The following is a 24,286-nucleotide window of genomic DNA, read 5'->3' as shown; positions in this document are numbered from 1 at the left end:
GAAATGAACGAGACATTACGAAATCCTGGTTCTTTACCGTGCTTTCGGTGAATCGGCGGCGGTCGTCACCGCGTCTGCGTCGGTAACGACCCGGATGCGCCGGGGTGGAGTACGGTTGCCCAGCATGTGGCTCACCGTGCTGATACTGGCGGGCTCGGTGATTCTTGAGCCGGTCCGGCTCAGCTTGGCGGTACTGCTGCTGGGCAGGAGACGCCCGCTCCTGCAGCTGCTTGTGTTCCTTTGCGGCGGACTCACAATCGGTTCGGGTGTCGGGCTGGTCGTGCTGTTCGTTCTGCGGTCCGCACCGATGGTCGAACGGGTCAGCGTGGCGCAGGTGCAGGTCGCCGCCGGCCTGGCGGCTGTGCTGGTCGCCGCCACACTCGCCACAGACTCGCTGCGGCGCAAGCCCGTCCGCCGGGCTGGGGCGACCACCGGATTCAACGGCGGCGGAACTGTTCTGCTGGACCGGACACCGCCTCATGGCCTGGCGAAACTTGCCGGCCGTGCCCGCGTTTTCCTGCGGGGCGACTCACTTCGCGTGGCGTGGGTCAGCGGGATCGGGGCCGCGCTGCCGTCGGCCAACTACATGGCGGCGCTGGCCGCCATTCTCGCTTCCCACGCCGGCGCCGTCAGTCAGGTTCAGGCCGTTGTGGCGTACAACCTGGTGGCGTTCACGGTGGTGGAGATCCCACTTGTCGGCTACCTGCTCGCGCCCCGGCGGACCCGCGCCTTGATGGTTGCGCTGCAAACCTGGCTGCGTTCCCGTACCCAGCGCGACATCGCCGCGTTGATCGCGGCCGGCGGCGTCGCCATGCTCGCGCTTGGGTTGACCGGCGGTTAGGTCGCGGTAAGCTTCTCCCCTGAGCTGCCATCAACTCCAATCTGTCGACCAAGGCAGGTGGCGCGAATTGTTTTGCCGCACGGCCGTCTTACCGAACAAGCTGATCGCCGCAGGCGTTGCAGCGGGAATGCTCACCGTTTCAATGACTTTCGGCGACGACGTCGCGTCCGCCGATACCGCACTGATCGTTCCGGGCACAGCGCCCTCCCCGTATGGTCCGCTGCGGTCGCTGTATCACTTCAATCCCGCGATGCAGCCGCAGATCGACGCGAACTACTACAGCCCCGACGCGACTCGCCGCGTCATCTCCTACCCGGGCAGCTTCTGGCCGATCACCGGGTTGAATTCGCCGACGGTCGACAGCTCGGTGAACACCGGAACCAACAACCTCGACGCGGCGATCCGCAGCACCGGTGGGCCCATATCGGTGGCCGGCCTGTCGCAGGGCACGCTGGCGCTCGACCGCGAACAGGCCCGGTTGGCGCATGATCCCGGCGCACCGCCACCTGACCAATTGACCTTCATCAAAGCCGGTGACCCCAACAACCTGCTCGCCAAGGCGTTCGGGCCGGGGGCCCACGTGCCGATCATCGACTACACCGTGCCGCATCCGGTGGAGAGCCAATACCGCACGATCAACATCGTCGGCCAGTACGACCCGTTCTCCGACCCGCCCAACCACCCGGGCAACCTGCTCGCCGACCTGAACGCGATTTGCGCGGGCGGGTATTACGGTCACAGCGCCACCGCGTTCTCCGACCCGTCCCGCGTCGCCCCCTGGGACATCAGGCACGAAGCCAACGCCCTGGGCGGCACCACGACGACCTACTTCATCCGGAACTCGCAGCTGCCGCTGGCGCGCGCACTGGTGGACGGCGCCGGCCTGCCGCAGGAGGCAGTCGGCCCGATCGACGCGGCGCTGCGCCCGCTCATCGACCGGGCGTACGACCCGGGCCCGGCGCACGATCCGGTGCAGATGATCAACGGAATCGCCCATATCCCCACCATTTTCACCGCGATCAACGTTCCCCTTAGGGTCACCTCGTGGGCCCTCGACGCGGGATCCGCGGCCGGCATCGCCGGCGTGGCCCGCGACCTCGGCACGCTCGCCCCGGTCGTGCCGCGGGTCGGGCCCAAGCTGGGTCCGAAACTCATCAAGGGCAAGGGCCTGCTGCCGACGGCCGCCCGCCTGCTGCTCAGGAGCAGCAAGTAGGGCAGGACGGGCTCTTTAGAGCCTCAGCCCGTCGTGCGGCGAAAAGCCGACCAGATCCTCGAGCGCCCAGCGCGGCGACTTTTCCCACTCGGGTAACAGTGGTTTGCGGTTGCGCGAGCGCGCGCCCCGGTTGCGCCGCAACGGCCACCAACTCATCGGTCGCCAGCCCGTGGGGCGCCACCAATTCGCTTGTCCGACAAGCACCGCGATGGCGGGCACCGTGATGGTGCGCAGCAGGAACGTGTCCAGCAGCAGCCCGGCGCCCAGCACGAAGCCGCTCTGAACGACGTTGGTGAGGCTGGCGAACACCAGCCCGAACATCGAGGCGGCCATGATCAGCCCGGCCGCGGTGATCACACCGCCGGTCGATCCGACGGTGCGGATGACGCCGGACCGCATACCGCGTTTCGACTCGTCGCGCATCCGCGAAATCAGCAGCATGTTGTAGTCGGCGCCCACCGCGACCAGGATGACAAAGGTCAATCCCGGCACGCTCCAATGCATTTCCTCACCGAGGATGAATTGGAAGACGATGACGCCTATCCCGAGCGCCGACAGGTAGGAGACGATCACCGAACCGATCAGGTACAGCGGCGCGACGATCGCGCGCAGCAACGCGATCAAAATGAGCAGCACCACACCCACGGTCATCGCGATGATGAATCGCAGATCGCGTCCGTAGTAGTCGCGCGTCTCCTTGACGAAGACGGGTAATCCGACCGTCGACACCGTGGCGTCGGCCAGCGTGGTGTTCGGTTGCGCCCCTGCGGCGGCCGCCATCATCGCGTCGACCTGATCCATCGCCGCGCTGCTGAACGGATTGAAGTGGGTCTGGATCAGGTAGCGCACCGCGTGCCCGTCGGGTGAGACGAAGGCGGAGGCGAACCTCTTGAGTTGGTCGGTGTTCATCCCGCCGAGCAGGTCCTGCATCTCGCCCGGCAGCGCGGTGGGCTTGGCGTCCGCGCCGGTCGCGTACGACAACGCTTGCGCGGGAATGTAAAAGCCCGACATCGCCGGCGTGGTGGCGTCGTTTTTCATGCCCATCAGGAACGCCGACGCCTCGCCCAGCCCGAAGCCCATCTTCTTGACCTGGTCGACCAGTTGCGCAACGCCGTCGGCCAGCTGCCGGCTGCCGTCAGCCAGCGTGTTGGTGCCCTGCTGCAGGAAGTTGATCTTGGCCCGCATGCCGCCGGGGCCGCCCATGCCCAGCGAGCTCATGGCGCCGATGGCTGTGGACAGCGCGCGGCGCAATCCGGACACGGTGGTGGCCAGGCTTTGCACTGCCTGGGTCGCCTGCAGCTGCCGGGCCAGCTCCGAGATCTTGCCGAGCGTTCCGTCGTCGCGCGCCGCGACCAGTCGCTGCAATTCGGTCCGGGCGTCGACGCAGGCGGGTTCCGCGCTGCACATCGGGCTGTTGTCGAGTGCCCCCAGCACCGGGGTGGCCCATTCGGAGTTGTTGGCGACGAAGCGGGAATTCGCCCCGATCGCCTCGCCGAGCGAGCGCATGCCGGTGACGAGTCGCTCGGCCCCGTCGAGTTCGGCGAGCGCGCGATTCCCGCCGAAGGCGTTCTGCAGGAAGCCGAGTGCGTCGACCAGGCCGCTGACGGCGGACACCGCCTGATTGACCTGCGTGCGAACGTCGGACAGCTTGCCGGCCATCAGGTTGGCGCCGCCCGCGAGCTTGTCGAGATCGCCGGTGTGATCGGCGATCTGCTTGGAGCCCCGGTCCAGCTTGTCGCCGACCTCGCCGGCCTGCCAGGACGTCCTGGCTTGCTCCAGCGATTGTCCGGTGGGTCGGGTGATGCCGCGGACGCTCGCCACCCCGGGCACCTGGCTCACCCGCTGCGCCATCTGCTCGAGGTCTGCCAGCGCCCTGGGCGTGCGCAGGTCGTGCGGCGATTGGATGACGAGGTATTCCGGAATGATCAGGTTGGGCGGGAAATGCCGGTCGAGGGCGGCGTATCCGACCGAGCTGTCGGCGGCGGCCGGCAGCGCCTGGCGTTCGTCGTAGTTGTAGTGCGCCAGTCCCGCGCAGCCGGCCAAGATGACCAGCACCAGCACGCTGGCCAGCAGGTGGGCCCTGGGCTTGCGCACGATCTGGATGCCCGAACGCCGCCACATGCGGCGGCTGAGGTCGCGGCGCGGCGCGATCCAGCCGCGGCGTCCGGCGAGCACCAACAGCGCCGGCAGCAGGGTCACCGCGGCGGTGAAGACGACCGCCACCGAAATCCCCAGCACCGGCCCGGCGCTTTTGAGAATCCCCAACTGGGCGAAGATCATTCCGAAAAACGTGACCGCCACGGTGGCCGCCGAGGCGGCGATCACCCTGCCGATCGACCCAAGGGCCTTGATGACGGCTTCATCCGAATCCAGGCCCTCCCGCAGATAGTCGTGATACCGACTGATCAGAAAGACCGCGTAATCCGTTCCGGCGCCGACCATCATGCCACTCATGAAGATGGTGGTCTGGTTGGCGATCCCGAAGCCGGCCAATCCGACTATCGCCACCAGCCGCTGGGCCACCACCACGGACATGCCGATCATGATCAACGGCAACACCATGGTCACCGGATTGCGGTAGATGACCAGCAGAATGACGAACAGCAGGACGATGATCGCCAGCTCGATCCGCGTTCTGTCCCGCTGCCCGGTCAGATTCATGTCGGCCACGGTGGCCGCGGGCCCAGTCATGTTGGCCGTCAACGTCGTTCCCGCGACGGTGTGGTCGACGACGCCGGTCACCCGCGCGTATGCCTGCTTGGACTGCGGCGAGCTGAGCTCGCCGGGCAGACCGACCGGCAGGATCCAGGCCTGGTGGTCCTTGCTGGTCATCAGCTCGCGCAGCGGCGGTGTCGTGATGAAATCCTGCAGCATCACCACATCGCGGGTGTCGCCGCGCAGAGCGTCCACGAGTCTTTTGTAGGTGCCCTCGTCGGCGGGGCTCAGTCCCGCGGTGTCGCTGAGCACCACTACCGCGATGCTTTCCGACTCGGGTTCGTGGAAGGCTTTCGTCATGTTGTCGGTCGCGACGAGCACCGGGGCGTTGTTCGGCAAGATGTCCACCGGATGCCGCTGCGAGATCTCTTCCAGAGACGGCAACGTCAGTGACAGCACACCGGCGAGCGCAAGCCAGATTCCAATCACCAACCACGGCCACCGTGCGATGCACCGGCCCAGCCGCGGAAAGGTGCCCACCCGACGCTATCCTTCGAGCGTCAGTACGCGGCCCGACGCGAAACTCTGCGCGACGGGGCGTTGTCGTTCGGCCGCCCCGCCATCGGCGATGCGGACACACGCGGATTTGAGGGCCGTCAGGTACCGGCCGACCGATTCGCGGGCAATCGCGTTGCCCGGCAACAACACACTGGCCGCGGTCTCGTCGTAGCGGCCCACCATGGTGCTGAGCGGATAGGTGACCCGCCCGTCGCTGTGCGCCCCGACGGTCATGCCATCGAGCAATTTGGTCATCATGGAAAGCGGACTCGCCTGGGCGTCAAAGAAGTTCACCAGCGAAAAGAGTGGCGGCGGCGCGCACAGCGACGGCACCAATTCCACAACGCGTTCGAAGGGCACCTTCGCCAGCTCGGCACCGGCGTCGAAAGACGCCTGCGCGCTTCGCGCCATGTCGTTGAAGGACAGTCCGGCGACGGGCACGGTGACCGGGATCTGACCGGTGAACCAGCCCTGCGTGGTCAGGTCGGCTGGCGTGCCGCGGGTGTCTTTCGGCGTGATGCCGTAATAGGTTGCGGTGCCGGATAACTCGTTAACGGCCAGCGCAATGCAGGCGAACATACCGCCGACGAAACGCGCGCCCGCGTCGATACAGGCGGTTTCGAATCGCTCGGTTTGCCCCACGCCCATCAGTGTGAGGCTCATCAGGTCACCGCCGTACGGGAGCGACTGATCCCCCAACGGCAGCGGGAATTTGGGGAAGGTGCCGTCGTTGCGTTCGGCGAAGTCGACCCAGGCACGCACCTGTGGGGAGTCCGCGGTGAGCGCGGCGGTGTACTCGCGCTGCCGGATGCAGAAGTCGTCATAGCTGCCCGCCGGCGCCAGGTCGACGGGCGGGTTTCCCGTGACCAACTCGGCGTACATCGCCTGGAACTCCAGGAGTCCCATCCCGACGAACTGGCCGTCGGCATGCAGGTGATCGATGCTGGCGAAGAACGTGAAGCCCTCGGCGCGCTGGATGATCCCGAAGCCGAAGCAATCCCAGTGCAGGGAGTCCGGGATGGCCACGATGTGGTCGCACAACGCAGCACTGCCGAGCTCGCCGTGTTCGGTCAGGACGAATTCGATGTCCGCCGGGTCGGCGATGGTGTGCCGGACAAAGTGGTCGGGCGAATCGGGTTGGTACTCAAACCAATTGCGGTATGTGTCGTGCCGGCGCAGGTGTGCGTTGATGACGTAGCTCATGGCGCGCAGATCGCAGCGGCCGGTAACCTCGACCGAGGCGATGAGCAGCCGCGAGTGGTCGAGCCCGCGGGTCGCCTGCCCGCGCAGGCTACGCAGATGGCGGGCTTGGACATAGCTGGGCGGCACGGCGCTGACCGGCGCCTCGAGGGCCTTGGCACGAGACGACGGTGAGGGGCCCCAGGAGAACAACGCGCCCGGCGTGGGCTGCCATTCGTTGACCGTGGAGACCCTCAGTGCCCCAATCCGCACCACTACCTCCTGCCGCCGCGCACGGGCCATCCTCAACCCACACGACGTTGGTTCCCCGGTAGCGTAGCCCCCGTTTCGCGCCGCCGCCTGCCGATTGCGCTTCGGCGCTGACGGCCCCGCGTGGCACCGGCGAATGCTACCCGGCCGCGCGGTCCGCGAGCGCTTGTTGCGCCGCGTTGTAGCCGGGGACGAACGTGATTCCCGGGCCGCCGTGGCAACCCGCGCTGCCCAGATACAGCCCGTCGATCGGGATCGGCTGGCCGAGGAAGCCGCGCGGACCGGGGCGGTTGGGACCGACCTGGTTGGCATTCAGCAGGCCGTGGCAGTAGTCGCCGCCGGGAGCGCCGAACATCACGCCCATGTGCTTGGGCGTGAACGTGGTGTGCCGGATGATGCTGCGTTCGAAATTCGGGGCGAGCCGGGTGATCTTGTCGATCACCCGCTGACCCATCTCGACCTTGGCCTGCCCGTAGTCCACGTCGCCCTCGATCGGGAAGAACAGCGCGAACGCCGACGCGGCGTGCTTGCCCTCGGGCGCCAGCCCCGGGTCGTTCTGCGACGGGATCTGCAGCACCACCGTCGGGTCGGCCGGGACGATTCCGCGCCGCGCGTCCTCCCACTGCTGCTGGACTTCCTCCGGCGTGCAGAACAGGCCGATCGAGGCCTGCATGGCCGGCGCGTTGAGGGCTTCGTAGGGCGCGGCGAAGACGGGGGCCTCCTCGAGCGCGAAGTGCATCTGCAGATAGCTGCCGCGGTGGTCGATGCGTGCATAGCGTTCCCGGATGTCGGCGGGCAGCGCGGCGGGATCGATCATCTCGTTGAGCGTGACGTCGGGCGCGATGCCGGAGACGACGATCGGGGCGTTCAGCGTCTCGCCCGCCTCGGTGCGCACCCCGGTCACCCGGCCGTCGGCGACCAGAATCTCGGTCACCTTGGTACGCAACCGAACTTCACCGCCGTGGCCGGTCAGCACGTCGCACAGATGGGAGGTGAGCGCGCCGATGCCACCGCGCAGCTTCTTCATCTGCATGGTGTCGCCGTCGGGAACGCCGAGCCCGAAGGCGAGCGCCGCCGCGCTACCGGGCGTGGACGGGCCCCGGTAGAGCGTGTTGACGGCCAGCACGGTCATCGAGCCGCGCAGCGCGCCGTGCTTCTCGCGGTCGGGTAGGTAGCGGTCCAACACGTCGGTGACCGATCCGAACAGCATGTCGTCGATCGCCGCGCGTTCGAATTCATTTGTGGCACAGGCATACATCTCGTCGATGCTCTTGGGCGGCGTTCCGGCTTCGAACCGGCCCAGCGCGCGCGTCGGCCCTTGGCTCCAGGCCATCAGCCCCGCCATGCCGTTGACGGCGTCCGCCCCGTGCACCTCGTTGAGGTGGGTGAACAGCTTGATGGGGTCGCTGTACTGCACCAGCGGGTCGTCGCCGACGCCGCGCACCGCCACCGACATCACGTCCAGGTCGATCGTCGGGATGGTGTCCAGGCCGAGCTCGTCGACCACCACCTGGGACGTCGGGAATTGCACCGAACCGGCGATCTCGAACTGGTATCCGTCGAAAAGCTCGACGGTGGAGGCCATGCCGCCCGCGTAGAGCTTGGCATCCAGGCACACCGTCCGTAGTCCGGCCTTCTGCAGCAGTACGGCCGCGGTCAGGCCGTTGTGTCCCGCACCGATAACTATCGCGTCGTAATCAGTCATATCGCCCTCCGGAATGGAGGCTGGCACGGCGCGAAAGTTTTGTCAATTATGACGAAACTTCGCGGGTTGCGGCCGTGATCCAGGAGTCGGTGATCCCCGCCCGCAGCGACTCCAGCGCCGCATGACATAGCCGTGCGAGCTCGCCGAGGGACCGGTCGTCGCCGACCATCCAGACCTCCATCGCGCCGAACACCGCGGCCGCAATGCATCTCGCGGTGACCGCGGTGCGCACCCGTTGGTCCGCCGTCGGATCCGCGCCGCCGTTGACCCCGCGGCTGCGCCGCTGCAACTGCGCGCCGATGGCGTCGGCGAAGTCGGCCTGGACCTCCCGGATGTGCCGGACGATGCGGCCGGGGTCGAGCTCGTCCTGGCGCAGCGCGGCGATTTTGGTCACGGCGTCGACGTCATACGGGAACGAGAAGATGGCGGCCTGCACCGAATCGATGATCGGTTCGGCCGCCGGCCTGGCATCCAGGGCAGAGCGAAACCAATGCAGCCCGGTGTAGTCGGCGAACAGCAGATCGTGCTTGGAGCTGAAGTGACGGTAGAAGGTCCGTAGCGACACCCCGGCGTCGGCGGCGATCTGCTCGGCCGACGTGTCTTCCACGCCCTGGGCCAGAAACCGCACCAGGGCGGCCTGCCGCAACGCTTCGCGCGTGCGCTCGCTGCGCGCCGTTTGCGCCGGTCTGACCATGCAAGCAAGGTACCAAGACACCGGCGTGGCGAGCCCGTTTGTTGTGTCAATATTGACAAAACTTCGGGGGCGGGGCGAGACTGCGCCCATGGTCTCGCTACTCACTCACGCGGTACTCGGGCTGGCGGTCATCACCTGGATCGTCAGAGCCAACTCGCAGGTGTTCGCCCGGCCGGCCGGCGGCCCGCTCTTCTCGCCCATGGAAATCGTGTACTACGTCGTCGGCATCGCCTCGGTCGCGCTCGGCTGGTATTTCAACGTCACCTTCGTGCAGGAGTATGCGCACGGGTCCACCAACCCGCTGTGGGGCGAACACGGCAGCTGGGTCGAATACATCAAGCTGATGTTCACCAACCCGGCCGCCAGCTCGGCCAGCCAGGACTATACGATCGCCAATGTTGTTCTGCTGCCGATCTTTACGATCGTGGACGGCTACCGACGCGGTCTGCGCCACCCGTGGCTGTACTTCGTGTCCAGCCTGTTCACCAGCTTCGCGTTCGCGTTCGCGTTCTATTTCGCCACGATGGAACGCCAGCGCCGGCACGAGCGGTCCCGCACGACGGTAAACGCTTAGGGCTCAAGCACTTCGGCGCCGACGAACGGCACCAGCGCGCCGGGAACGCGCACGCTGCCGTCGGGCTGCTGGTGGTTCTCCAGGATCGCCACCAGCCACCGCGTGGTGCCCAGCGTGCCGTTGAGCGTGGCCGCGGTCCGCGGTTTGCCCGCCTCGTCACGATACCGCGTGGCCAGGCGGCGGGCCTGAAACGTGGTGCAGTTCGACGTGGACGTCAGCTCGCGGTAGGCGCCCTGCGTGGGAACCCAAGCCTCGCAATCGAATTTGCGCGCGGCCGACGAGCCGAGATCGCCCGCGGCCACGTCGATCACCCGGTACGGCACCTCGATGCGCGCCAGCATCTCGCGCTGCCAGCCCAGCAGCCGCTGGTGTTCCGCCTCGGCCTCGGCCGGGGCGCAGTAGACGAAGCCCTCGACCTTGTCGAACTGATGCACCCGGATGATGCCGCGCGTGTCCTTGCCGTAGCTGCCGGCCTCGCGGCGGAAGCACGACGACCATCCCGCATAGCGCAGCGGTCCGCAGGACAGGTCCAGGATCTCATCGGCGTGGTAGCCGGCCAGCGGCACCTCCGAGGTGCCCACCAGGTAGAGGTCGTCGGCCTCGACCCGGTAGACCTCGTCGGCGTGCGCGCCGAGGAATCCGGTGCCGGCCATCACCTCCGGGCGCACCAGCACCGGCGGGATCATCGGGGTGAAGCCGTTGTCGACGGCCAGCCGCAGGGCCAGCTGCAACAGGCCTAGCTGCAGCAGCGCGCCCTTGCCGGTCAGGAAGTAGAACCGCGAACCGGACACCTTGGCCCCGCGCTGCATGTCGATGAGCCCGAGCGATTCGCCGAGCTCGAGGTGGTCCTTCGGGTTGTCGATCGCCGCGGGCTCGCCGACCACGTCGAGGACGGCGAAGTCCTCCTCCCCACCGGCGGGCACCCCGTCGATGACGACGTTGGAGATCGCCATGTGCGCTGCGGTGAACGCCGTCTCCGCGTCGGCCTGGGCGGCTTCGGCGGCCTTGACCTGCTCGGCCAGCTCCTTCGCGCGGGCCAGCTTGGCCGGACGCTCCTCGGGGGACGCCGCGCCCACGCTCTTGCTGGCGGACTTCTGCTCGGCCCGCAGGCCGTCGGCCGACGAGATCGCGGCCCGGCGGTTGGCGTCGGCGGTCAACAGGGCGTCTACCAGCGACGGGTCCTCGCCACGATTGAGTTGGGAGCGGCGCACGGCGTCGGGGTCTTCCCGGAGCTGCTTCAGGTCGATCACGGCCCTGAGACTACTTTCACCGCTTGCGGCCGACCGGCGGAGCACCACCATGGCCGTCTCAGGACTCACATCCGTAACTTTTGTCACGCGCCTCAGGTGGTCCTGTCAGAATGGAGCGGATGTCGCAAGCGCCCGAGAAGGAACTTTCGGACGGCCGGGAAGGCCGGGTGGTCGAGTCGCCCGTCGGCTCGGCCGATGAGTCGTCCGACGAACACCCGTCCGCCTTCCTGTGGCCGCGCAGCCTGCAAGCCCGGGCGACCCGGCGCGCGCTGCTGCTGACCGCGCTCGGCGGCCTGCTGATCGCCGGGCTGGTCACCGCGATCCCGGTCGGTGGGCCCGGGTCGGGGCGGTTCCTGGACAGCAGCCCGGTGCGCAGCACCGGCACCAAGAGCGACGCCGCCTTCAACCGGGCCGCCACCGGGGAATGCCTGATGTGGCCGGACACCACCCCGGAGTCGGCGAAGATCGTCAACTGCGGCGACGACCACAAGTTCGAGGTCGCCGAATCCATCGACATGCGGACGTTCCCGGGGTCCGAGTACGGGCCCAGCGCCGCGCCCCCGACGCCCGCCCGCATCCAGCAGATCACCCAGGAGCAGTGCGAGGCCGCCGTCCGCAACTACCTCGGTCCCAAGTTCGATCCGAACAGCAGGTTCACCGTCAGCCTGCTGTGGCCCGGCGACCGGGCCTGGCGCCAGTCCGGCGATCGCCGCATGCTGTGCGGCCTGCAGCTGCCCGGCATGAACAATCAGCAGCAGGCGTTCAAGGGCAAGGTCGGCGACGTCGACCAGTCCAAGGTGTGGCCGGCCGGAACCTGTCTGGGTATCGACTCGGCGACCAACCAGCCGACCGATGCGCCGGTTGACTGCGCGGCACCGCACGCGATGGAGGTGACCGGCACGGTCAATTTGGCCGAGAAGTTCCCCGGCGCCCTGCCGGCCGAGCCCGACCAGGACGGCTTCATCAAGGACTCGTGCACCAAGATGACGGACGCGTACCTGGCGCCGGTCAAGCTGCGCACCACCACCCTGACGCTGATCTACCCGACCGTTCCGCTGGCCAGTTGGTCGGCGGGCAGCCGCGAGGTGGCCTGCAGCATCGGCGCCACGCTGGGCAACGGCGGCTGGGCCACCCTGCTCAACAGCGCCAAGGGCCAGCTGCTGATCAACGGTCAGCCGCCGGTACCGCCGCCCGACATTCCCGAAGAGCGGCTCACCATGCCGCCGATTCCCCTTCAGCCCCCGGCGCAGCCGCCGTCGAGCCAGTCCGGCCAGGGCTCGGCCCCGGAGATCCCGCCGAACAACCAGCACCTGCCCGGGCAGCAGCCGGCTCAGCAACCCCAGCAGGCCCCGGCCCAGCAGGCGCCGCCGCCGGCGAATCCGGCACCGGAGGCACCCCCCGCCGAGCCCCCGCCGGGAGGCTAGGCGGGTGTCGGTGCGGATGGACCCGCAGCGCTTCGACGAGCTGGTCTCCGACGCCCTCGACCTGATCCCGCCCGGGCTGGCGGCCGCCATGGACAACGTCGTCGTCCTGGTCGAAGACCGCCATCCTGAGGACGCCGAACTGCTCGGGCTCTACGAGGGGGTGGCGTTGACCGAACGCGACTCCGACTACTTCGGATCGCTGCCGGATGCCATCACGATCTACCGCGAAGCGCTGCTGGACGTGTGCGAATCCGAGGACGAGGTGGTCGAGGAAGTGGCCGTCACGGTGATCCACGAAATCGCTCACCATTTCGGGATTGACGACGACCGGTTGCACGAGCTGGGCTGGGGTTGACGACTTCGCACCCCCGCCGGATTCCCGGGCGCGGCATCCCGAATTTGTCCGCGACGGGTGCTATGAACTCACCTATGAGCATCGACTGCCGCGACTGCCGGGCAGGCTTGGATCACTGTCACGGCACCATCATTCGCCATGCGCTGCACCGGTCGGAATGCACGGAGCCGGATTGCTTCACCCCCGAGTTGTTGCCGCACGCCTTCATCATCGACTGCGACGCCGTGGGCTGCGCCTGCACCGAAGTGATCGCGGTGGCGGTCTGAGGAACCGGTCAGCCCATCGGGTCGGTGCCTGACCGCACCGCGTCCGCGACCGGGGTCGCCTCTTCCTCCGGGTAGAACGGCGGCGTCAACGTCCCCCAGCGCACGCAGCTCCAGCGCCCGTCGGTGATCGGGGTCAAAGCCACCGATTGGGTGTTGTCCAGGTGGTTGTCCAGCGCGAATGCGGCTTCCACGCCGGCCAGCACCGCGGCGGCCAGCCGGATCGCCGCGCCATGGCTGACGACGACGATGTCGCCGTGGAAGTCGCGGTCGTCGAGATAGCGCAGCCGCAGGTCGGTGAGCACCGGGAGATACCGGTCCAGCACGTCGTTGCCGGTTTCGCCGCCGGGAAGTGCGACGTCGAGCTCGCCGTGATGCCATCGCTCGTAGATCGCGTTGAACTCGGCGACCGCGTCGTCGTCGTTGCGGTTTTCCAGCCGCCCGACCTGTACCTCGTGGATGTCGGCCATCTCGATGGGCGGCATCTCGAGCTGGCCGCCGATCACCGCGGCGGTCTGCGACGCCCGGGTGGCCACCGAGTGCGCCAGCATCGCCGGCCGCGACGAACCGCGGGCGACCGCCCGGGCCTGGTCGCGGCCCAACGGGGTCAGCTCCGCCCCGGGCGGGCGGGTGTCGAGCCGGCGCTCGACGTTTCCGAACGACTGGCCGTGCCGCATCAGGATCAATCGACCGCTCACTGTTGCGGCCCCCGATCGGCGGGCTTTCCGTCGCGCAGCCGCGCCAGCCAGCACGCGTCATCGGCGGCGGGCGGCGGCAGTGCCCCGGCCGGCGAGCCGGTGGGCCAGGATCCTAGGTATCGCACGTCAGCACAACGACGGTGCAGCGCTTTGAGTGCCTCGGCGACGGCGTCGTCGTCGATGTGGCCCACGCAATCGGCGAAGAACCGGTAGGTGCCGAGCCCGGTTCTGGTCGGCCGGGACTCGATGCGGGTCAGGTCGATGCCACGGACCGCGAATTCGGCGAGCGCGGCCAGCAACGCGCCCGGAGCGTTGTCGATGCGCAGCACCACCGAGGTGCGGTCGGCTCCGGTGCGGGCGGGCGGCGGCCCCGGCCGCCCGACCAGAAGGAAGCGGGTGCGGGCGTTGGGTTCGTCGACGACACCCTCGGCCAGCGTGGCCAGGCCCCAGCGAACGGCGGCCAGCGGTGAGGTCACCGCCGCGTCGACGCGGCCCTCGGACACCTGCTGGGCGGCGTCGGCATTGGAATACGCGGGCCGCAGTTCGGCGCCGGCCAGATTGGCGGCCACCCACTGCCGCACCTGGGCCGCCGCCACACCGAAGGCCGCCAGCGTCCGCACGTCCGCCGCGCCGCGGCCGGGTTTGACGACGATGCTGAACGCGACGTCCAGCGTGGTTTCGGCGAAGACCTGCAGGGGTGAGCCGATGGCCAGGCTGTCCAAGGTGGGGGTCACCGAACCGTCGATCGAGTTTTCGATCGGGACGCAGGCGTAGTCGGCGGCGCCGTCGCGCACGGCGTCCAGCGCGGCCGAGGTGCTCTCCACCGGCGTGGGTTGCACTTCGGCCGGATCTTGGTCGGGGACCAGGCCCGCGGCGGTGATCTGTTGCAGCGCCGCCTCAGTGAACGTCCCCTCCGGACCGAGGTAAGCGATGCGGGCCACGTCCCAACCCTAGCGGCGTGCGGGCCGGAAAACCCTTGCGACGCCGCCCAGCGTAAGTTAACTTAGGCTTACCTAATCGAAGGATGAGAATGGTGTTACCGCTGACCTGTCCCGCCCCGACCACCGCCGAACGGATTCGCAGCGCCTGCGTCCGCGCCGGCGGCGCGCTGCTCGCCATCGAACACGACGACCCGGTTCCCACCCCCGTGCATCACCTGATGGACGACGGATCGGTTGCGCTCGCCCTGCCCGTCGAGCGGGAACGCGAGCTCAGGCACCCGATTTCGGGATCCCAGGCGCTGCTGGAACTGACCGATTACGCACCGCTTCCGCTGCGCGAACCCGTCCGGTCGCTGGTATGGGTGCGCGGTCGCTTGCATGAGGTGCACCCGACGCAGATCTTGGCAACGCTCGACCAAATCGCCGCCGAGTGCCCGCATCCGGCCCTGCTGAGCATCGACACGCCGCGCTGCGTCCCCGCCGACGGCGAAGAGCCGCGGTACACGCTGTTGCGGCTCGAGATCGCCTCGGTCGTCGTCACCGATGCCACCGGTGCGGAGCCGGTCAGCGTGGATGACCTGCTGGACGCCCGGCCCGACCCGTTCTGCGCGCTCGAGTCGAGCCTGCTGCGGCACTTGGACACCGCGCACGGCGACGTTCTGGCACGACTGGTGTCCCGGCTGCCGGCCCCCCTGCGGCGCGGGCATGTCCGACCCCTGGGCCTGGATCGATACGGCGTCCGATTCCGCGTCGAGGGCGAGGACCGCGACCACGACGTCCGGCTGCCGTTCCACAAACCGGTGGACGACATGACCGGCCTGAGCCAGGCCATCCGGGTGCTGATGGGTTGCCCGTTCATCAACGGGCTGCGGGCGCGCGGCTAGCCGAAATCGCGGCGCACCAGCGCGGCGGACCGCTGGGCACGTACGTTAACCAGGTGAACGGCGACCGCTCCCCACAGCGTCGGCGGCCCCCGGGATGGAGCCCGCCCGGGCCACCGCGCCCCGAACCGCCGCAGGTGATCCGCCGGCGGGCGGCCCCGCCACCTTCTCCGACGGCGGAGACCCAGCCGCTGCCGTCCGCCGCTCCACCGGTGCCGTCCGCCTCTCCACCGGTGCCGCCGCCACGGCCGCAGGCACCGAGCATCTCCCGGAAGCGCCGCAAGCGCCGCTGGCTCCGCACGGCGGTGTCGGTCCTTCTGGTGGGGTCGCTGCTGATCGGCGCGGGCGTCATCGCCGGCGCGTTCTGGTTCGACAACAAACTGCATCGCGAGCAGGTGCTCGCCGACTACGCCGACCGGCCCGCAACCGGTCGCGGCACCAACTGGCTGATCGTCGGGTCGGACAGCCGCCAGGGGCTCAGCGCCCAACAGCAACAGGATCTGGCTACCGGCGGCGACATTGGTAACGGTCGTACCGACACGATCCTGCTGGTTCACATTCCGGGCGTCGGGTCCGGGGTGCGGACCACCATGGTGTCGATACCGCGCGACTCCTTTGTGCCGATCCCGGGCCACGGGAAGGACAAGATCAACGCCGCGTTCGCGATGGGTGGTGCGCAGCTGCTGGTCCGGACGGTGGAACAGGCCACCGGGTTGCGCCTCGATCATTACGCCGAGATCGGGTTCGGCGGCTTCGCCGCGGTGGTGGATGCGCTCGGCGGGGTGACGGTGTGCCCGAAAACGGCTTTCGACGACCCGTTGGCCGGCATCGACCTGGCGGCCGGCTGCCACACGGTCAACGGCCGGACCGCGCTCGGATACGTCCGGTCACGCGATACGCCGCGGGCCGACCTGGACCGGATGGTCAACCAACGCCAATTCGTGTCGGCGCTGCTGCATCGGGCCACCAGCCCCGCGGTATGGCTCAACCCCTGGCGCTGGTATTCGGTGCCGCGTGCGGCCGCCGGCGCCCTGACCGTCGACCGGGGCGACCACGTCTGGGACCTGGCCCGGCTCGGCTGGGCGCTGAACGGGTCGACCACCACCATGACCGTCCCGATCGGGGAGTTCACCAGCGGCGACGCCGGGTCGGTGGTGGTGTGGAATCACGACGAGGCCGCCCGTTTGTTCGAGGCGTTGGCCACCGATGCGTCGCTACCCGCCGTCACGACAGACGACCAGCAATAGCGGCCTAACCGCTGTTTTCCCCCGCGCGGTGACGCTGCAGATACGCCTTGGTGCGGCCCGGGTGGTGCGTGGCGAGCCAGGCCACGCCGACGTCGCGGCAGAAATCGATGTCTTCGTATTCGTCGACGTTCCAGCAGTAGACCGCCCTGCCCTGGGCGATGGCGCGGTCCGCGAGTTGGGGATATTCCTTCAGCGTCGACAGCGACGGCCCGACTGCGGTCGCGCCGATGGCGGTGGGTGCACCGCTGGTCAGGTAACGCGCGGTCTTGCCGAGCAGCACCGTGGGCAGTAACGGCGCGGCGCGACGGATCCGCCAGACCGCCGACGCCGAGAACGACATCACCACCGCGCGGGACCGGTCCGCCGAGGCGGGCGCGGCTATGCCGAAACGATGCAGCGACGCGAGCAGCTTGGTTTCCACCAGTGAGCCGTACCGGACCGGGTGTTTGGTCTCGATGAACAGCTTCACCGGCCGTCGCCAATCCAACACCAGTGAAACCAGCGCGTCCAGCGTCAACAAACTGGTATCACCGTGCGTGCCGTCTTCCCGCCAGCTGTCGTGCCACGCGCCGTACTCGAGCTCGCGCAGTTCGGCGAGGGTCATGGTGCTGACCAGGCCGGCCCCGGTGGAGGTCCGGTCCAGCCGGCGATCGTGCACGCAGACCAGGTGGCCATCGCGCGTCAACCGCACGTCGCATTCCACGCCGTCGGCGCCCTCTTTGAGCGCGAGGTCGTAGGCGGCCAGCGTGTGCTCGGGCCGCGCGGCCGACGCGCCGCGGTGGGCGACGACATAGGGATGCCCGGCGAGCACCTCGTCGGCCCACGTCATACCCCTATGCTGCCGGTTCCTTGCCATCCAACTCAACTGGGACGGCCGATGCCGGCGCGGCGGGCCGGTCATCGGGAACCGCGACCCAGCGATGTGCGGGCCGGGCGACGGGTTTGCGCTGGAATCCCTCGAAAACCCGGGTGGCGGCCGCCAGCGTGGCGGCCGCGAACAGGTACCCGAAGACCATCAGGACGGTGTTGTTGGCGATGCCCTGGGCGTCGGAAACGAAGCTCGTCGCGATGGCGGCGATGGACACCGCATAGCTGCAGATCCACGCTCCCCACCACTGCAGGATGGTGCCGCGCAGCCGGGCATAGTGCTCTTCGAGCAGCGCCAACTCGATGACGTACACCGGGGCCCACAGCAGGTTGGCCAGCGGCACGACGCAGCCCGCCCAAAGCGCCCGCGTGGAGCGCTGCTCGGGCAGGCCGTGGTGGGCGAACACGGCAGCGCGGCGGGCGATCATCCAGCGGATCAGCAGCACGCCGGAGGCGATCACCGCGGCTGCCGCGCCCAAGCTGGCCAGCACGCCGAGCCAGTCGGCGCCGATGGCCACCCAGGAGTTCAGCAGGGTGTTCCGGTTTATCACCAACAGCACGTACCGCACGACGTAGACCAGGGCGGCGATGCTGAGCACCAGCACGCTGACGAACGCGGTGGTGCGGACGATCTCCGCCGACGGCCCCGGTTGCGCCGATGCCTCGGCGGTCGCGGGCGCCTGTTCGACGCGGTCGGCCAAACCCCAGCGCGGTATGACGCTGTAGCGCGGCGTCGGTCCCAGCGGTCGGCGGCCGCGCCGCGTCGGCGGCGCCGCACCGGGCCGCACCGCTATCCAGCGGTAGCCGGGCGGCAGCCGCGGCGGCGTGCGCTGCCACCCCGGCGCTGCCGAGGGGCGGGCCGGTGTCGGGGTTCCGGGCGCACCCCATCGCGGGTCGGCAGGCGGGGCGTCGGGTGCGGGCGCCATCAGGGCGCCGCGGCAGCGGGGACACCACTCGCGTTGTCGGTCGCGCACGTTCCAGCGGGTGCCGCACTGGGAGCACACCTGGATCACCGGACCAGACTAACGCCGTCCCGGCGCACGCCGAGGAACGCGGGCCGCCGGCCGCGCGAGGTCCGCCGTCGACGGCCGTCCGAGCGGCGCCCGGCAACCGCCCGGGACGCCGAAAGCTATCCACAGTTTGCACAGGTTTATCCACACGTGCCCAGGGGGTATAGAAGGCCATTACTACAGCCTCTGGCGGCTGACCGTGGTGTAACTGTGGATAACACCGCGGCTTTGGCGGCATGCCATCGACAGCCCACGACCGGTCGTTGAGCGAAATGGATTGTCTTACTAAGAACCCGTACGGACACCGCGTCCGGCGGCCTTTCTCGCCGCCGGCACCGGCACCCCTGCCCGGCCGTCTCGCCGTGGCCAACCCCCAGCTCAGCGCGTTATTTTTCAAGCACGTCGCAAAGCGCTATGATCGCGTTCGCGAAAGGTGTTTGTGACTCACCTCACTGACGCGAGGTGACCGGGGGGTGAAAGGCGATTGATGGCCACGCATTCGTTCGGTCCGGGTTCACCGGGCCCGTCGAAGTCGTATTGCGGCTCGCCGGCGTGGAATCACAGCTATAGCGTCGCCGCGCTGCGCGCCGGGTTGATCGCCCTGGTGTTGCTCGCGGTGCTCGCGATCATCGTCTTGTCTTGAATTGCCGCTGAGCGGGTATCCGCGTTCCGGCTCACAAGGGTCGTTCTTGCGGAGCGCGCGGTCATGGAGCAGGGTTGTTAACGGCTGGCCGCCGTGAGGCGGCGCCGCGCGACTGAGCGTCAAGACGATAATCGAAGAAAGGAACGCCGTGGCTGAATACACCCTGCCCGACCTGGACTGGGACTATGCAGCGTTGGAACCGCACATCTCGGGGCAGATCAACGAAATCCACCACAGTAAGCACCACGCCACCTATGTCAAAGGCGTGAACGACGCTCTGTCCAAGCTCGAAGAGGCTCGCGCCAACGAGGACCACGCTGCGATCTTCCTGAACGAAAAGAACCTCGCCTTCCACTTGGGTGGCCACGTCAACCACTCGATCTGGTGGAAGAACCTGTCGCCGGAAGGCGGCGACAAGCCGACCGGCGAATTGGCCGCCGCGATCGACGACGCGTTCGGGTCGTTCGACCGATTCCGCGCACAGTTCAGCGCGGCCGCCAACGGCCTGCAGGGTTCGGGGTGGGCGGTCCTGGGCTATGACACCCTCGGCAGCCGGCTGCTGACCTTCCAGCTCTACGACCAGCAGGCCAACGTTCCGCTCGGCATCATCCCCTTGCTTCAGGTGGACATGTGGGAACACGCGTTCTACCTGCAGTACAAGAACGTCAAGGCGGATTACGTCAAGGCGTTCTGGAATGTCGTCAACTGGGCGGACGTGCAGAAGCGGTACGCGGCCGCTACCTCGAAAACCCAGGGACTGATCTTCGGCTGACTTTGTTTCGATCGGCGGGGGCGTCGCGCGGTTGCGCGGCGCCCCAGTCGTTTGTCTGACCCATTTCGATTGCGTGACAACGTCTGCGCCGCTCACCGTGTCGTGTTGCACGGCGCCTGAGCCGCGGGCATGCTTGATGATTCGGACTTACCAGTGTGGTTATTCCAGGTGGAGGCGTCGCGCGGAGGTCGAAATGGAAACTGGGTCAGATCGGCCTATCGGGGTTTCCCCGTTCCATTCCCGTGGCGCCTTGAAAGGTTTCGTGATCTCCGGGCGGTGGCCCGATTCGACGAAAGAATGGGCCCAGCTGCTCATGGTCGCGGTCAGGATCGCGTCGTTGCCCGGATTGCTCTCCACCACAACGGTCTTCGGCGCCCGCGAGGAATTGCCGGACGAACCCGAACCGGGCACGGTTGGCCTGGTGCTGGCCGAGGGCACGGTATTTGGTGAGTCGGCCATTCAACCAGGCTATTTCGCAGAACATCAGCCGCCGGCTCTACTCATGCTGCACCCGCCCTCGGAGACCACGCCGTCGCTACCCGAATGCACCGGGGCGGCGTCGGGATGCGTATTGCTGCCCGGCTTGCCTTACCTCGGACTCGAGCATCGGGCGGCGTGGGTGGAGGCAGAGGCCGACGGCACCATCACTTCGATGGTGAGCCGGGTCGGCGTCGACCCGATCAGTCACCCCGATACGGCCATATTGGCGATGCTGCTCGCGGCGTAACGACGCGTCCGGACACAGTTCGGGGCCACGCCGCGAGTGTGCGAACCGCGATTCGCCTTCCTGACCGTGGCCCTGGTCCAGGGTGGCGGGGACGATGTGGCGCGGCATACTCGTCGCCCTCGTCGAGGGCGCGACCACCGGATCCGCGGGTAAGTTAACGGCGCCTCGACAACCGGTGACCGGCAGCCGTCAACCGGGCAGCGCCGCAATTTCCGGCTCCGTTTCGCGCTCGGCAGCAAAGGGTGCGCTAAATCGCCCCGGCTTGCAGACCCGTTGCGGTGCGATTGCCGAGCACGTCCTGGCATATTATCGCGCCCGTCAGCAGTTCGTCCGCCCGCCACTTCGGAACGGACGTCCAATTCTGCGGATAACCTGTGAGTTTTATGGATTTAGTGGACACCCCAGCGAATCAGTTAGACGCTCGTCAAGTGGGGAGGTCGCCGGCGTCAGCTATGCCGATCGGTAATCCCCCGGTGTTTGCACCTGGTTAGGGTCACCAAGCCTCGCTACCATGATCAGCAAATACACCTAGGTAATAGTTCACTTCTACAGCCCAGTGGAGGTCATATCTAATGAGCACGACGTTCGCTGCTCGCCTGAACCGCCTGTTCGACACGGTGTATCCGCCGGGACGCGGGCCGCACACGTCCGCGGAAGTCATCGCGGCGCTCAAGGCGGAGGGCATAACGATGTCGGCTCCCTACCTCTCCCAGTTGCGTTCCGGCAACCGCACCAACCCGTCGACGGCGACCATGGCCGCTTTGGCCAACTTCTTCCGCATCAAGTCGGCCTACTTCACCGACGACGAGTACTACGAGAAGCTCGACAGCGAATTGTCGTGGCTGGCCACGACGCGCGACGACAACGTGCGCCGCATCGCGGTGCGCACGGCCGAGCTGTCCCCCGAAGCGCAGCGTGAGGTCATGGAGCGGGTCAACGAGCTGCGCCGGGCCGAGCACCTAGACGCCTGACGCCCACGCCCCGCACCGGCCGTCGGGCCTGCCCTGGAGGGCTGCCGCCCGCCCATTCCGATTAGGGTTGGCTCAGCGGATCGCGCAACCGCGAGAGCGCTGGTCCACGAGATGATCGGGAGGCGGCCGGGAATGGCCTTGTTCCGCAAGCGAAAAAGCCGCGCGACGCGTCGCGCCGAAGTCCGCGCGATCAAGACCCGCGCGAAGCTCGAGGCCAAACTGGCGGCGAAGAACGAGGTTCGCCGTGCCAAATCCGCGCAACGGGCGGAGGCCAGGGCGCTGCGAGCGCAGATCAAGGCGCAACGAGACAGCGACCGTAACGCGCTGAAGGTCGCCGAGGCCGAACTCAAAGCCGCACGGGAGGGCAAGATCTTCTCGCCGACACGGATTCGCCGGGTGCTGACGGTGTCTCGGCTGCTCGCGCCGATCCTCACCCCGCTCATCTACCGGGCGGCCGTCGCGGCCCGCGCGCTGGTCGATCAGCGTCGGGCGGATCAGCTCGGCATTCCGCTGGCGCAGATCGGTCAGTTCTCCGGTCACGGCGCCCAGTTGTCGGCCCGCATCGCCGGCGCGGAAAAGTCGCTGCGAATGGTGCAGGACAAGAAGCCCAAGGACGCCGAGACCAAGCAGTTCGTGTCTGCCATCGCCGAACGCCTCACCGATCTGTCGGCGGCGGTCACCGCCGCGGAGAACATGCCGGCCGCGCGGCGCCGGGCGGCGCACGCCGCGATCGCGTCGCAGCTCGACGGGATCGAGGCGGACCTGATGGCCCGGCTCGGGCTGAGCTGACCGCGACACGGAAGGCAGCGCCCCCGGCATGACAATCATCGGCAGCTGGATCTCGCGCACCCTGATCGCGGTGACCGCGGCCGTCGCCCTATACGTCGGAGCCGCGGCCCACACCCCCGCCGCGTGGGCACACGTGCATGCCAGCAGCGACAACGCCGTGCGTGGCGGCATGGCGATCGTCACGTTCCAGGTGCCCAACGAATCGAACACGGGCGCGCTCACCACCGCGCTGACCATCACGCTGCCCAACGTGGCGTCCGCGCGCACCGAGAGCTTGCCGGGCTGGACGGCCAGGCTCGACCGTGACGCGGCGTCGGGCACCGTGCGCTCGGTCACGTGGACGGCCGCCCTCACCGGCGGAATCGGGGTAGACCAATTCGCCCTGTTTCGGCTGTCGGTCAAGCTGCCCGACACCGACACCGTCAGCTTCCCGGCCGCGCAGACCTACTCCGATGGGACGGTGGTGAACTGGGATCAGCCCCCGCGGCCCGACGGGAGCGAGCCGGAGCACCCGGTACCCACGCTCACCCTCACCGGCGGGCCGGCGGGCCCACACCAACACCACGATTCACCCGACTCCGCGCCCGCGCGGCCGGATGCCGCCGACAACACCGCGCGGCTACTGGGCGGCGGCGCTCTGGTGCTCGCCGCTGCGGGCGTCGCGATCGCACTGATCCGCCGGCGGGCATGAAGCGCCTGGCGGTTGGTGTGTGCGTCGGCGTCATGCTCGTGATCGCCACCCTGGTCGCGCCGGCCGCGTCGGCGCATGCCACCCGCGTATCCACCGATCCCGCGGCCGATGCGGCGCTGGCGAGCGGTCCCCAGCGGGTGAGCGCCACCTTCAACGAGCAGCTGCAAACCACGTTCGCCGCCATGACCGTGATCGGGCCCGACGGCAACGTGTGGTCCACCGGGGAACCGACCGTGCAGGGCGCGGTGGTCGGCATCGCCGTGCGCGCGCTCGGGCCGGCGGGGACGTACACGGTGAACTACCGGGTGACGTCCGCCGATGGCCACGTGGTGTCCGGATCCTGGTCGTTTCGGCTCACGGTGCCCGGCACCGGCACGCCCGGGCCACCGGCGGCACGCCCCGACGGCCGCGGCGCGCTGCCGGTCTGGCCATTCGTGGCGGTCGCGGTGGCACTCGTCGCCTTCGGCGCATGGTGGGCGGCGCGGGGCCGTCGGTGAGAACGGTGGGCGGCGACCGGTGACCGAAGGGCCGCGACGCGTCCTGGCATGATGGGACCTTGAACCCGGTGAGCCAGGGGAATCACGACCGAGGATGCTCAAGGAGCGGCCGCATGGCAGACCCGCAGGACCCAACCAACAGCGCACCCGACGGCGCCGGCACCCCGCCGGAGAAGAAACCGCCCGCCAAGGCGGCGAAAAAGACCGCGAAAGCGCCGGCCAAGAAGGCACCTGCGAAGAAGGCGCCCGCTAAAAAAGCACCCGCCAAGAAAGCACCCGTCAAGAAGGCGCCGGCGAAGAACGCCGAACCCGCGCCGCCCAAGCCTCCCGAGCGGCCGGCCGAGCAGCCGCCGCTGGACGTGCAGCAGCGGGTAGAAACCAACGGCGACCTCACCGCCGCCGCCAAAGACGCTGCCGCCCAGGCGAAGTCCACCGTGGAGGCGGCCAACAACCCCGTCTCTCGCGAGGTCGCGGACTCCGCGGCCGGCCAGTTTCCGTTGCCGCTGATCGTCGCCCTGGCCGTCAGCCTGCTGGCCATCCTGCTCATTCGCCAGCTGCGACGCCGCTGAGC

24 protein-coding genes and 1 pseudogene are annotated in these 24,286 nt (G+C 68.4%); 16 read left to right on the top strand and 9 right to left on the bottom strand.

The genetic code is table 11. The features are described 5' to 3' along the window. The first annotated feature begins 124 nt into the window (after positions 1–124). Both A5688_RS22650 and A5688_RS22645 read left to right on the top strand, forming a co-directional pair. Positions 125–841 carry a GAP family protein gene (locus A5688_RS22650; protein WP_067836488.1) on the top strand — a complete coding sequence of 239 codons (717 nt, stop codon included), beginning with the start codon at positions 125–127 and terminating at the stop codon, positions 839–841. 127 nt (positions 842–968) lie between these two features. Further along, positions 969–2,054 (top strand): PE-PPE domain-containing protein, encoded by a 1,086-nt coding sequence (locus A5688_RS22645; RefSeq protein WP_067836491.1) that lies wholly within the window; start codon positions 969–971, stop codon positions 2,052–2,054. A 15-nt stretch (positions 2,055–2,069) separates the two neighbouring features. Here the strand turns inward: A5688_RS22645 and A5688_RS22640 are convergent, their stop codons facing one another. The 4 genes from A5688_RS22640 to A5688_RS22625 form a co-directional block, all read right to left on the bottom strand. Then, complete coding sequence (locus tag A5688_RS22640; RefSeq protein WP_082955163.1) at positions 2,070–5,249, bottom strand: RND family transporter; 3,180 nt, start codon at positions 5,247–5,249, stop codon at positions 2,070–2,072. 6 nt (positions 5,250–5,255) lie between these two features. After that, a complete protein-coding gene (locus A5688_RS22635; protein ID WP_067836516.1) occupies positions 5,256–6,719 on the bottom strand; it encodes a condensation domain-containing protein in 1,464 nt (487 codons plus the stop codon). A gap of 136 nt (positions 6,720–6,855) precedes the next feature. Continuing rightward, complete coding sequence (locus A5688_RS22630; protein WP_067913076.1) at positions 6,856–8,421, bottom strand: phytoene desaturase family protein; 1,566 nt, start codon at positions 8,419–8,421, stop codon at positions 6,856–6,858. Positions 8,422–8,467: 46 nt separating this feature from the next. Next, complete coding sequence (locus tag A5688_RS22625) at positions 8,468–9,115, bottom strand: TetR/AcrR family transcriptional regulator (RefSeq protein WP_067839414.1); 648 nt, start codon at positions 9,113–9,115, stop codon at positions 8,468–8,470. A gap of 88 nt (positions 9,116–9,203) precedes the next feature. Here A5688_RS22625 and A5688_RS22620 point away from each other — a divergent pair, with 88 nt between their 5' ends. Next, on the top strand, positions 9,204–9,689 hold the full coding sequence (locus A5688_RS22620; RefSeq protein ID WP_067839416.1) for a DUF2834 domain-containing protein: 486 nt from the start codon (positions 9,204–9,206) through the stop codon (positions 9,687–9,689). Here A5688_RS22620 and serS read toward each other — a convergent pair. Next, positions 9,686–10,939, bottom strand: a complete 1,254-nt coding sequence (gene serS, locus A5688_RS22615; RefSeq protein ID WP_067913073.1) for a serine--tRNA ligase — start codon at positions 10,937–10,939, stop codon at positions 9,686–9,688. The two genes, A5688_RS22620 and serS, sit on opposite strands and share 4 nt — an antisense overlap. Positions 10,940–11,049: 110 nt before the next feature. Here serS and A5688_RS22610 point away from each other — a divergent pair, with 110 nt between their 5' ends. The 3 genes and pseudogenes from A5688_RS22610 to A5688_RS22600 all read left to right on the top strand — a co-directional run bounded on the left by A5688_RS22610 (position 11,050) and on the right by A5688_RS22600 (position 12,984). Next, positions 11,050–12,363, top strand: a complete 1,314-nt coding sequence (locus A5688_RS22610) for a septum formation family protein (RefSeq protein WP_068268285.1) — start codon at positions 11,050–11,052, stop codon at positions 12,361–12,363. A 4-nt stretch (positions 12,364–12,367) separates the two neighbouring features. After that, positions 12,368–12,792, top strand: a pseudogene (locus A5688_RS22605) (metallopeptidase family protein); the annotation flags it as partial. Further along, the gene (locus A5688_RS22600) at positions 12,793–12,984 is read left to right on the top strand and encodes a hypothetical protein (protein WP_067839224.1); all 192 of its coding nucleotides are present in this window, start codon (positions 12,793–12,795) and stop codon (positions 12,982–12,984) included. A gap of 8 nt (positions 12,985–12,992) precedes the next feature. Here A5688_RS22600 and A5688_RS22595 read toward each other — a convergent pair whose 3' ends face one another. Beyond that, entirely contained in the window at positions 12,993–13,679 is a 687-nt protein-coding gene (locus A5688_RS22595) for a histidine phosphatase family protein (protein ID WP_067914814.1), read from the bottom strand. Then, a complete protein-coding gene (gene pheA / locus A5688_RS22590; RefSeq protein ID WP_067831819.1) occupies positions 13,676–14,620 on the bottom strand; it encodes a prephenate dehydratase in 945 nt (314 codons plus the stop codon). Before pheA ends, A5688_RS22595 begins: the two co-directional genes overlap by 4 nt. A gap of 89 nt (positions 14,621–14,709) precedes the next feature. On the opposite strand from pheA, the gene A5688_RS22585 reads away from it, so the two are divergent. Both A5688_RS22585 and A5688_RS22580 read left to right on the top strand, forming a co-directional pair. Continuing rightward, entirely contained in the window at positions 14,710–15,504 is a 795-nt protein-coding gene (locus A5688_RS22585) for a DUF2470 domain-containing protein (protein WP_067831821.1), read from the top strand. A 53-nt stretch (positions 15,505–15,557) separates the two neighbouring features. Then, positions 15,558–16,748, top strand: a complete 1,191-nt coding sequence (locus A5688_RS22580) for an LCP family protein (RefSeq protein WP_067831879.1) — start codon at positions 15,558–15,560, stop codon at positions 16,746–16,748. 4 nt (positions 16,749–16,752) lie between these two features. Here the strand turns inward: A5688_RS22580 and A5688_RS22575 are convergent, their stop codons facing one another. Both A5688_RS22575 and A5688_RS22570 read right to left on the bottom strand, forming a co-directional pair. Continuing rightward, on the bottom strand, positions 16,753–17,577 hold the full coding sequence (locus A5688_RS22575; protein WP_067831823.1) for a glycerophosphodiester phosphodiesterase: 825 nt from the start codon (positions 17,575–17,577) through the stop codon (positions 16,753–16,755). Positions 17,578–17,581: 4 nt separating this feature from the next. Further along, a complete protein-coding gene (locus A5688_RS22570; protein ID WP_120312361.1) occupies positions 17,582–18,628 on the bottom strand; it encodes a DUF4328 domain-containing protein in 1,047 nt (348 codons plus the stop codon). 484 nt (positions 18,629–19,112) lie between these two features. On the opposite strand from A5688_RS22570, the gene A5688_RS27830 reads away from it, so the two are divergent. The 8 genes from A5688_RS27830 (at position 19,113) to A5688_RS22535 (ending at position 24,284) form a co-directional block, all read left to right on the top strand. Next, a complete protein-coding gene (locus A5688_RS27830) occupies positions 19,113–19,268 on the top strand; it encodes a hypothetical protein (RefSeq protein WP_165606902.1) in 156 nt (51 codons plus the stop codon). Positions 19,269–19,416: 148 nt separating this feature from the next. Beyond that, positions 19,417–20,040 carry a superoxide dismutase gene (locus tag A5688_RS22565; protein WP_067831826.1) on the top strand — a complete coding sequence of 208 codons (624 nt, stop codon included), beginning with the start codon at positions 19,417–19,419 and terminating at the stop codon, positions 20,038–20,040. A gap of 193 nt (positions 20,041–20,233) precedes the next feature. After that, positions 20,234–20,767 (top strand): peptidase, encoded by a 534-nt coding sequence (locus tag A5688_RS22560; protein ID WP_066991901.1) that lies wholly within the window; start codon positions 20,234–20,236, stop codon positions 20,765–20,767. 572 nt (positions 20,768–21,339) lie between these two features. After that, a complete protein-coding gene (locus A5688_RS22555) occupies positions 21,340–21,738 on the top strand; it encodes a secretion protein EspR (protein WP_067831828.1) in 399 nt (132 codons plus the stop codon). 132 nt (positions 21,739–21,870) lie between these two features. Further along, entirely contained in the window at positions 21,871–22,527 is a 657-nt protein-coding gene (locus tag A5688_RS22550) for a DUF6474 family protein (RefSeq protein WP_067831830.1), read from the top strand. A gap of 28 nt (positions 22,528–22,555) precedes the next feature. Beyond that, positions 22,556–23,218, top strand: coding sequence for a YcnI family protein (locus tag A5688_RS22545; protein WP_067831832.1), 663 nt, complete (start codon positions 22,556–22,558; stop codon positions 23,216–23,218). Next, positions 23,215–23,715: a copper resistance CopC family protein gene (locus tag A5688_RS22540; protein ID WP_067831834.1), complete on the top strand. Its 501-nt coding sequence runs from the start codon at positions 23,215–23,217 to the stop codon at positions 23,713–23,715. Before A5688_RS22545 ends, A5688_RS22540 begins: the two co-directional genes overlap by 4 nt. A 113-nt stretch (positions 23,716–23,828) precedes the next feature. Further along, the gene (locus A5688_RS22535; RefSeq protein ID WP_067831837.1) at positions 23,829–24,284 is read left to right on the top strand and encodes an Rv3852 family protein; all 456 of its coding nucleotides are present in this window, start codon (positions 23,829–23,831) and stop codon (positions 24,282–24,284) included. The last annotated feature ends 2 nt before the right edge of the window (positions 24,285–24,286 follow it).

The organism is Mycobacterium mantenii, assembly GCF_001667865.1.
Taxonomy (GTDB): domain Bacteria; phylum Actinomycetota; class Actinomycetes; order Mycobacteriales; family Mycobacteriaceae; genus Mycobacterium; species Mycobacterium mantenii_A.
This window is presented reverse-complemented; position numbering and strand designations above follow the sequence as displayed.

What these genes read in the sequence shown, in the direction of transcription:
- A5688_RS22650 (WP_067836488.1), top strand. Translation starts at nt 125, where the DNA reads ATGTGGCTCACCGTGCTGATACTGGCGGGCTCGGTGATTCTTGAGCCG.
- A5688_RS22645 (WP_067836491.1), top strand. Translation starts at nt 969, where the DNA reads ATGCTCACCGTTTCAATGACTTTCGGCGACGACGTCGCGTCCGCCGAT.
- A5688_RS22630 (WP_067913076.1), bottom strand. Translation starts at nt 8,421, where the DNA reads ATGACTGATTACGACGCGATAGTTATCGGTGCGGGACACAACGGCCTG.
- A5688_RS22625 (WP_067839414.1), bottom strand. Translation starts at nt 9,115, where the DNA reads ATGGTCAGACCGGCGCAAACGGCGCGCAGCGAGCGCACGCGCGAAGCG.
- A5688_RS22620 (WP_067839416.1), top strand. Translation starts at nt 9,204, where the DNA reads ATGGTCTCGCTACTCACTCACGCGGTACTCGGGCTGGCGGTCATCACC.
- A5688_RS22610 (WP_068268285.1), top strand. Translation starts at nt 11,050, where the DNA reads ATGGAGCGGATGTCGCAAGCGCCCGAGAAGGAACTTTCGGACGGCCGG.
- A5688_RS22600 (WP_067839224.1), top strand. Translation starts at nt 12,793, where the DNA reads ATGAGCATCGACTGCCGCGACTGCCGGGCAGGCTTGGATCACTGTCAC.
- A5688_RS22585 (WP_067831821.1), top strand. Translation starts at nt 14,710, where the DNA reads ATGGTGTTACCGCTGACCTGTCCCGCCCCGACCACCGCCGAACGGATT.
- A5688_RS22575 (WP_067831823.1), bottom strand. Translation starts at nt 17,577, where the DNA reads ATGACGTGGGCCGACGAGGTGCTCGCCGGGCATCCCTATGTCGTCGCC.
- A5688_RS27830 (WP_165606902.1), top strand. Translation starts at nt 19,113, where the DNA reads ATGGCCACGCATTCGTTCGGTCCGGGTTCACCGGGCCCGTCGAAGTCG.
- A5688_RS22560 (WP_066991901.1), top strand. Translation starts at nt 20,234, where the DNA reads ATGGAAACTGGGTCAGATCGGCCTATCGGGGTTTCCCCGTTCCATTCC.
- A5688_RS22555 (WP_067831828.1), top strand. Translation starts at nt 21,340, where the DNA reads ATGAGCACGACGTTCGCTGCTCGCCTGAACCGCCTGTTCGACACGGTG.
- A5688_RS22550 (WP_067831830.1), top strand. Translation starts at nt 21,871, where the DNA reads ATGGCCTTGTTCCGCAAGCGAAAAAGCCGCGCGACGCGTCGCGCCGAA.
- A5688_RS22545 (WP_067831832.1), top strand. Translation starts at nt 22,556, where the DNA reads ATGACAATCATCGGCAGCTGGATCTCGCGCACCCTGATCGCGGTGACC.
- A5688_RS22540 (WP_067831834.1), top strand. Translation starts at nt 23,215, where the DNA reads ATGAAGCGCCTGGCGGTTGGTGTGTGCGTCGGCGTCATGCTCGTGATC.
- A5688_RS22535 (WP_067831837.1), top strand. Translation starts at nt 23,829, where the DNA reads ATGGCAGACCCGCAGGACCCAACCAACAGCGCACCCGACGGCGCCGGC.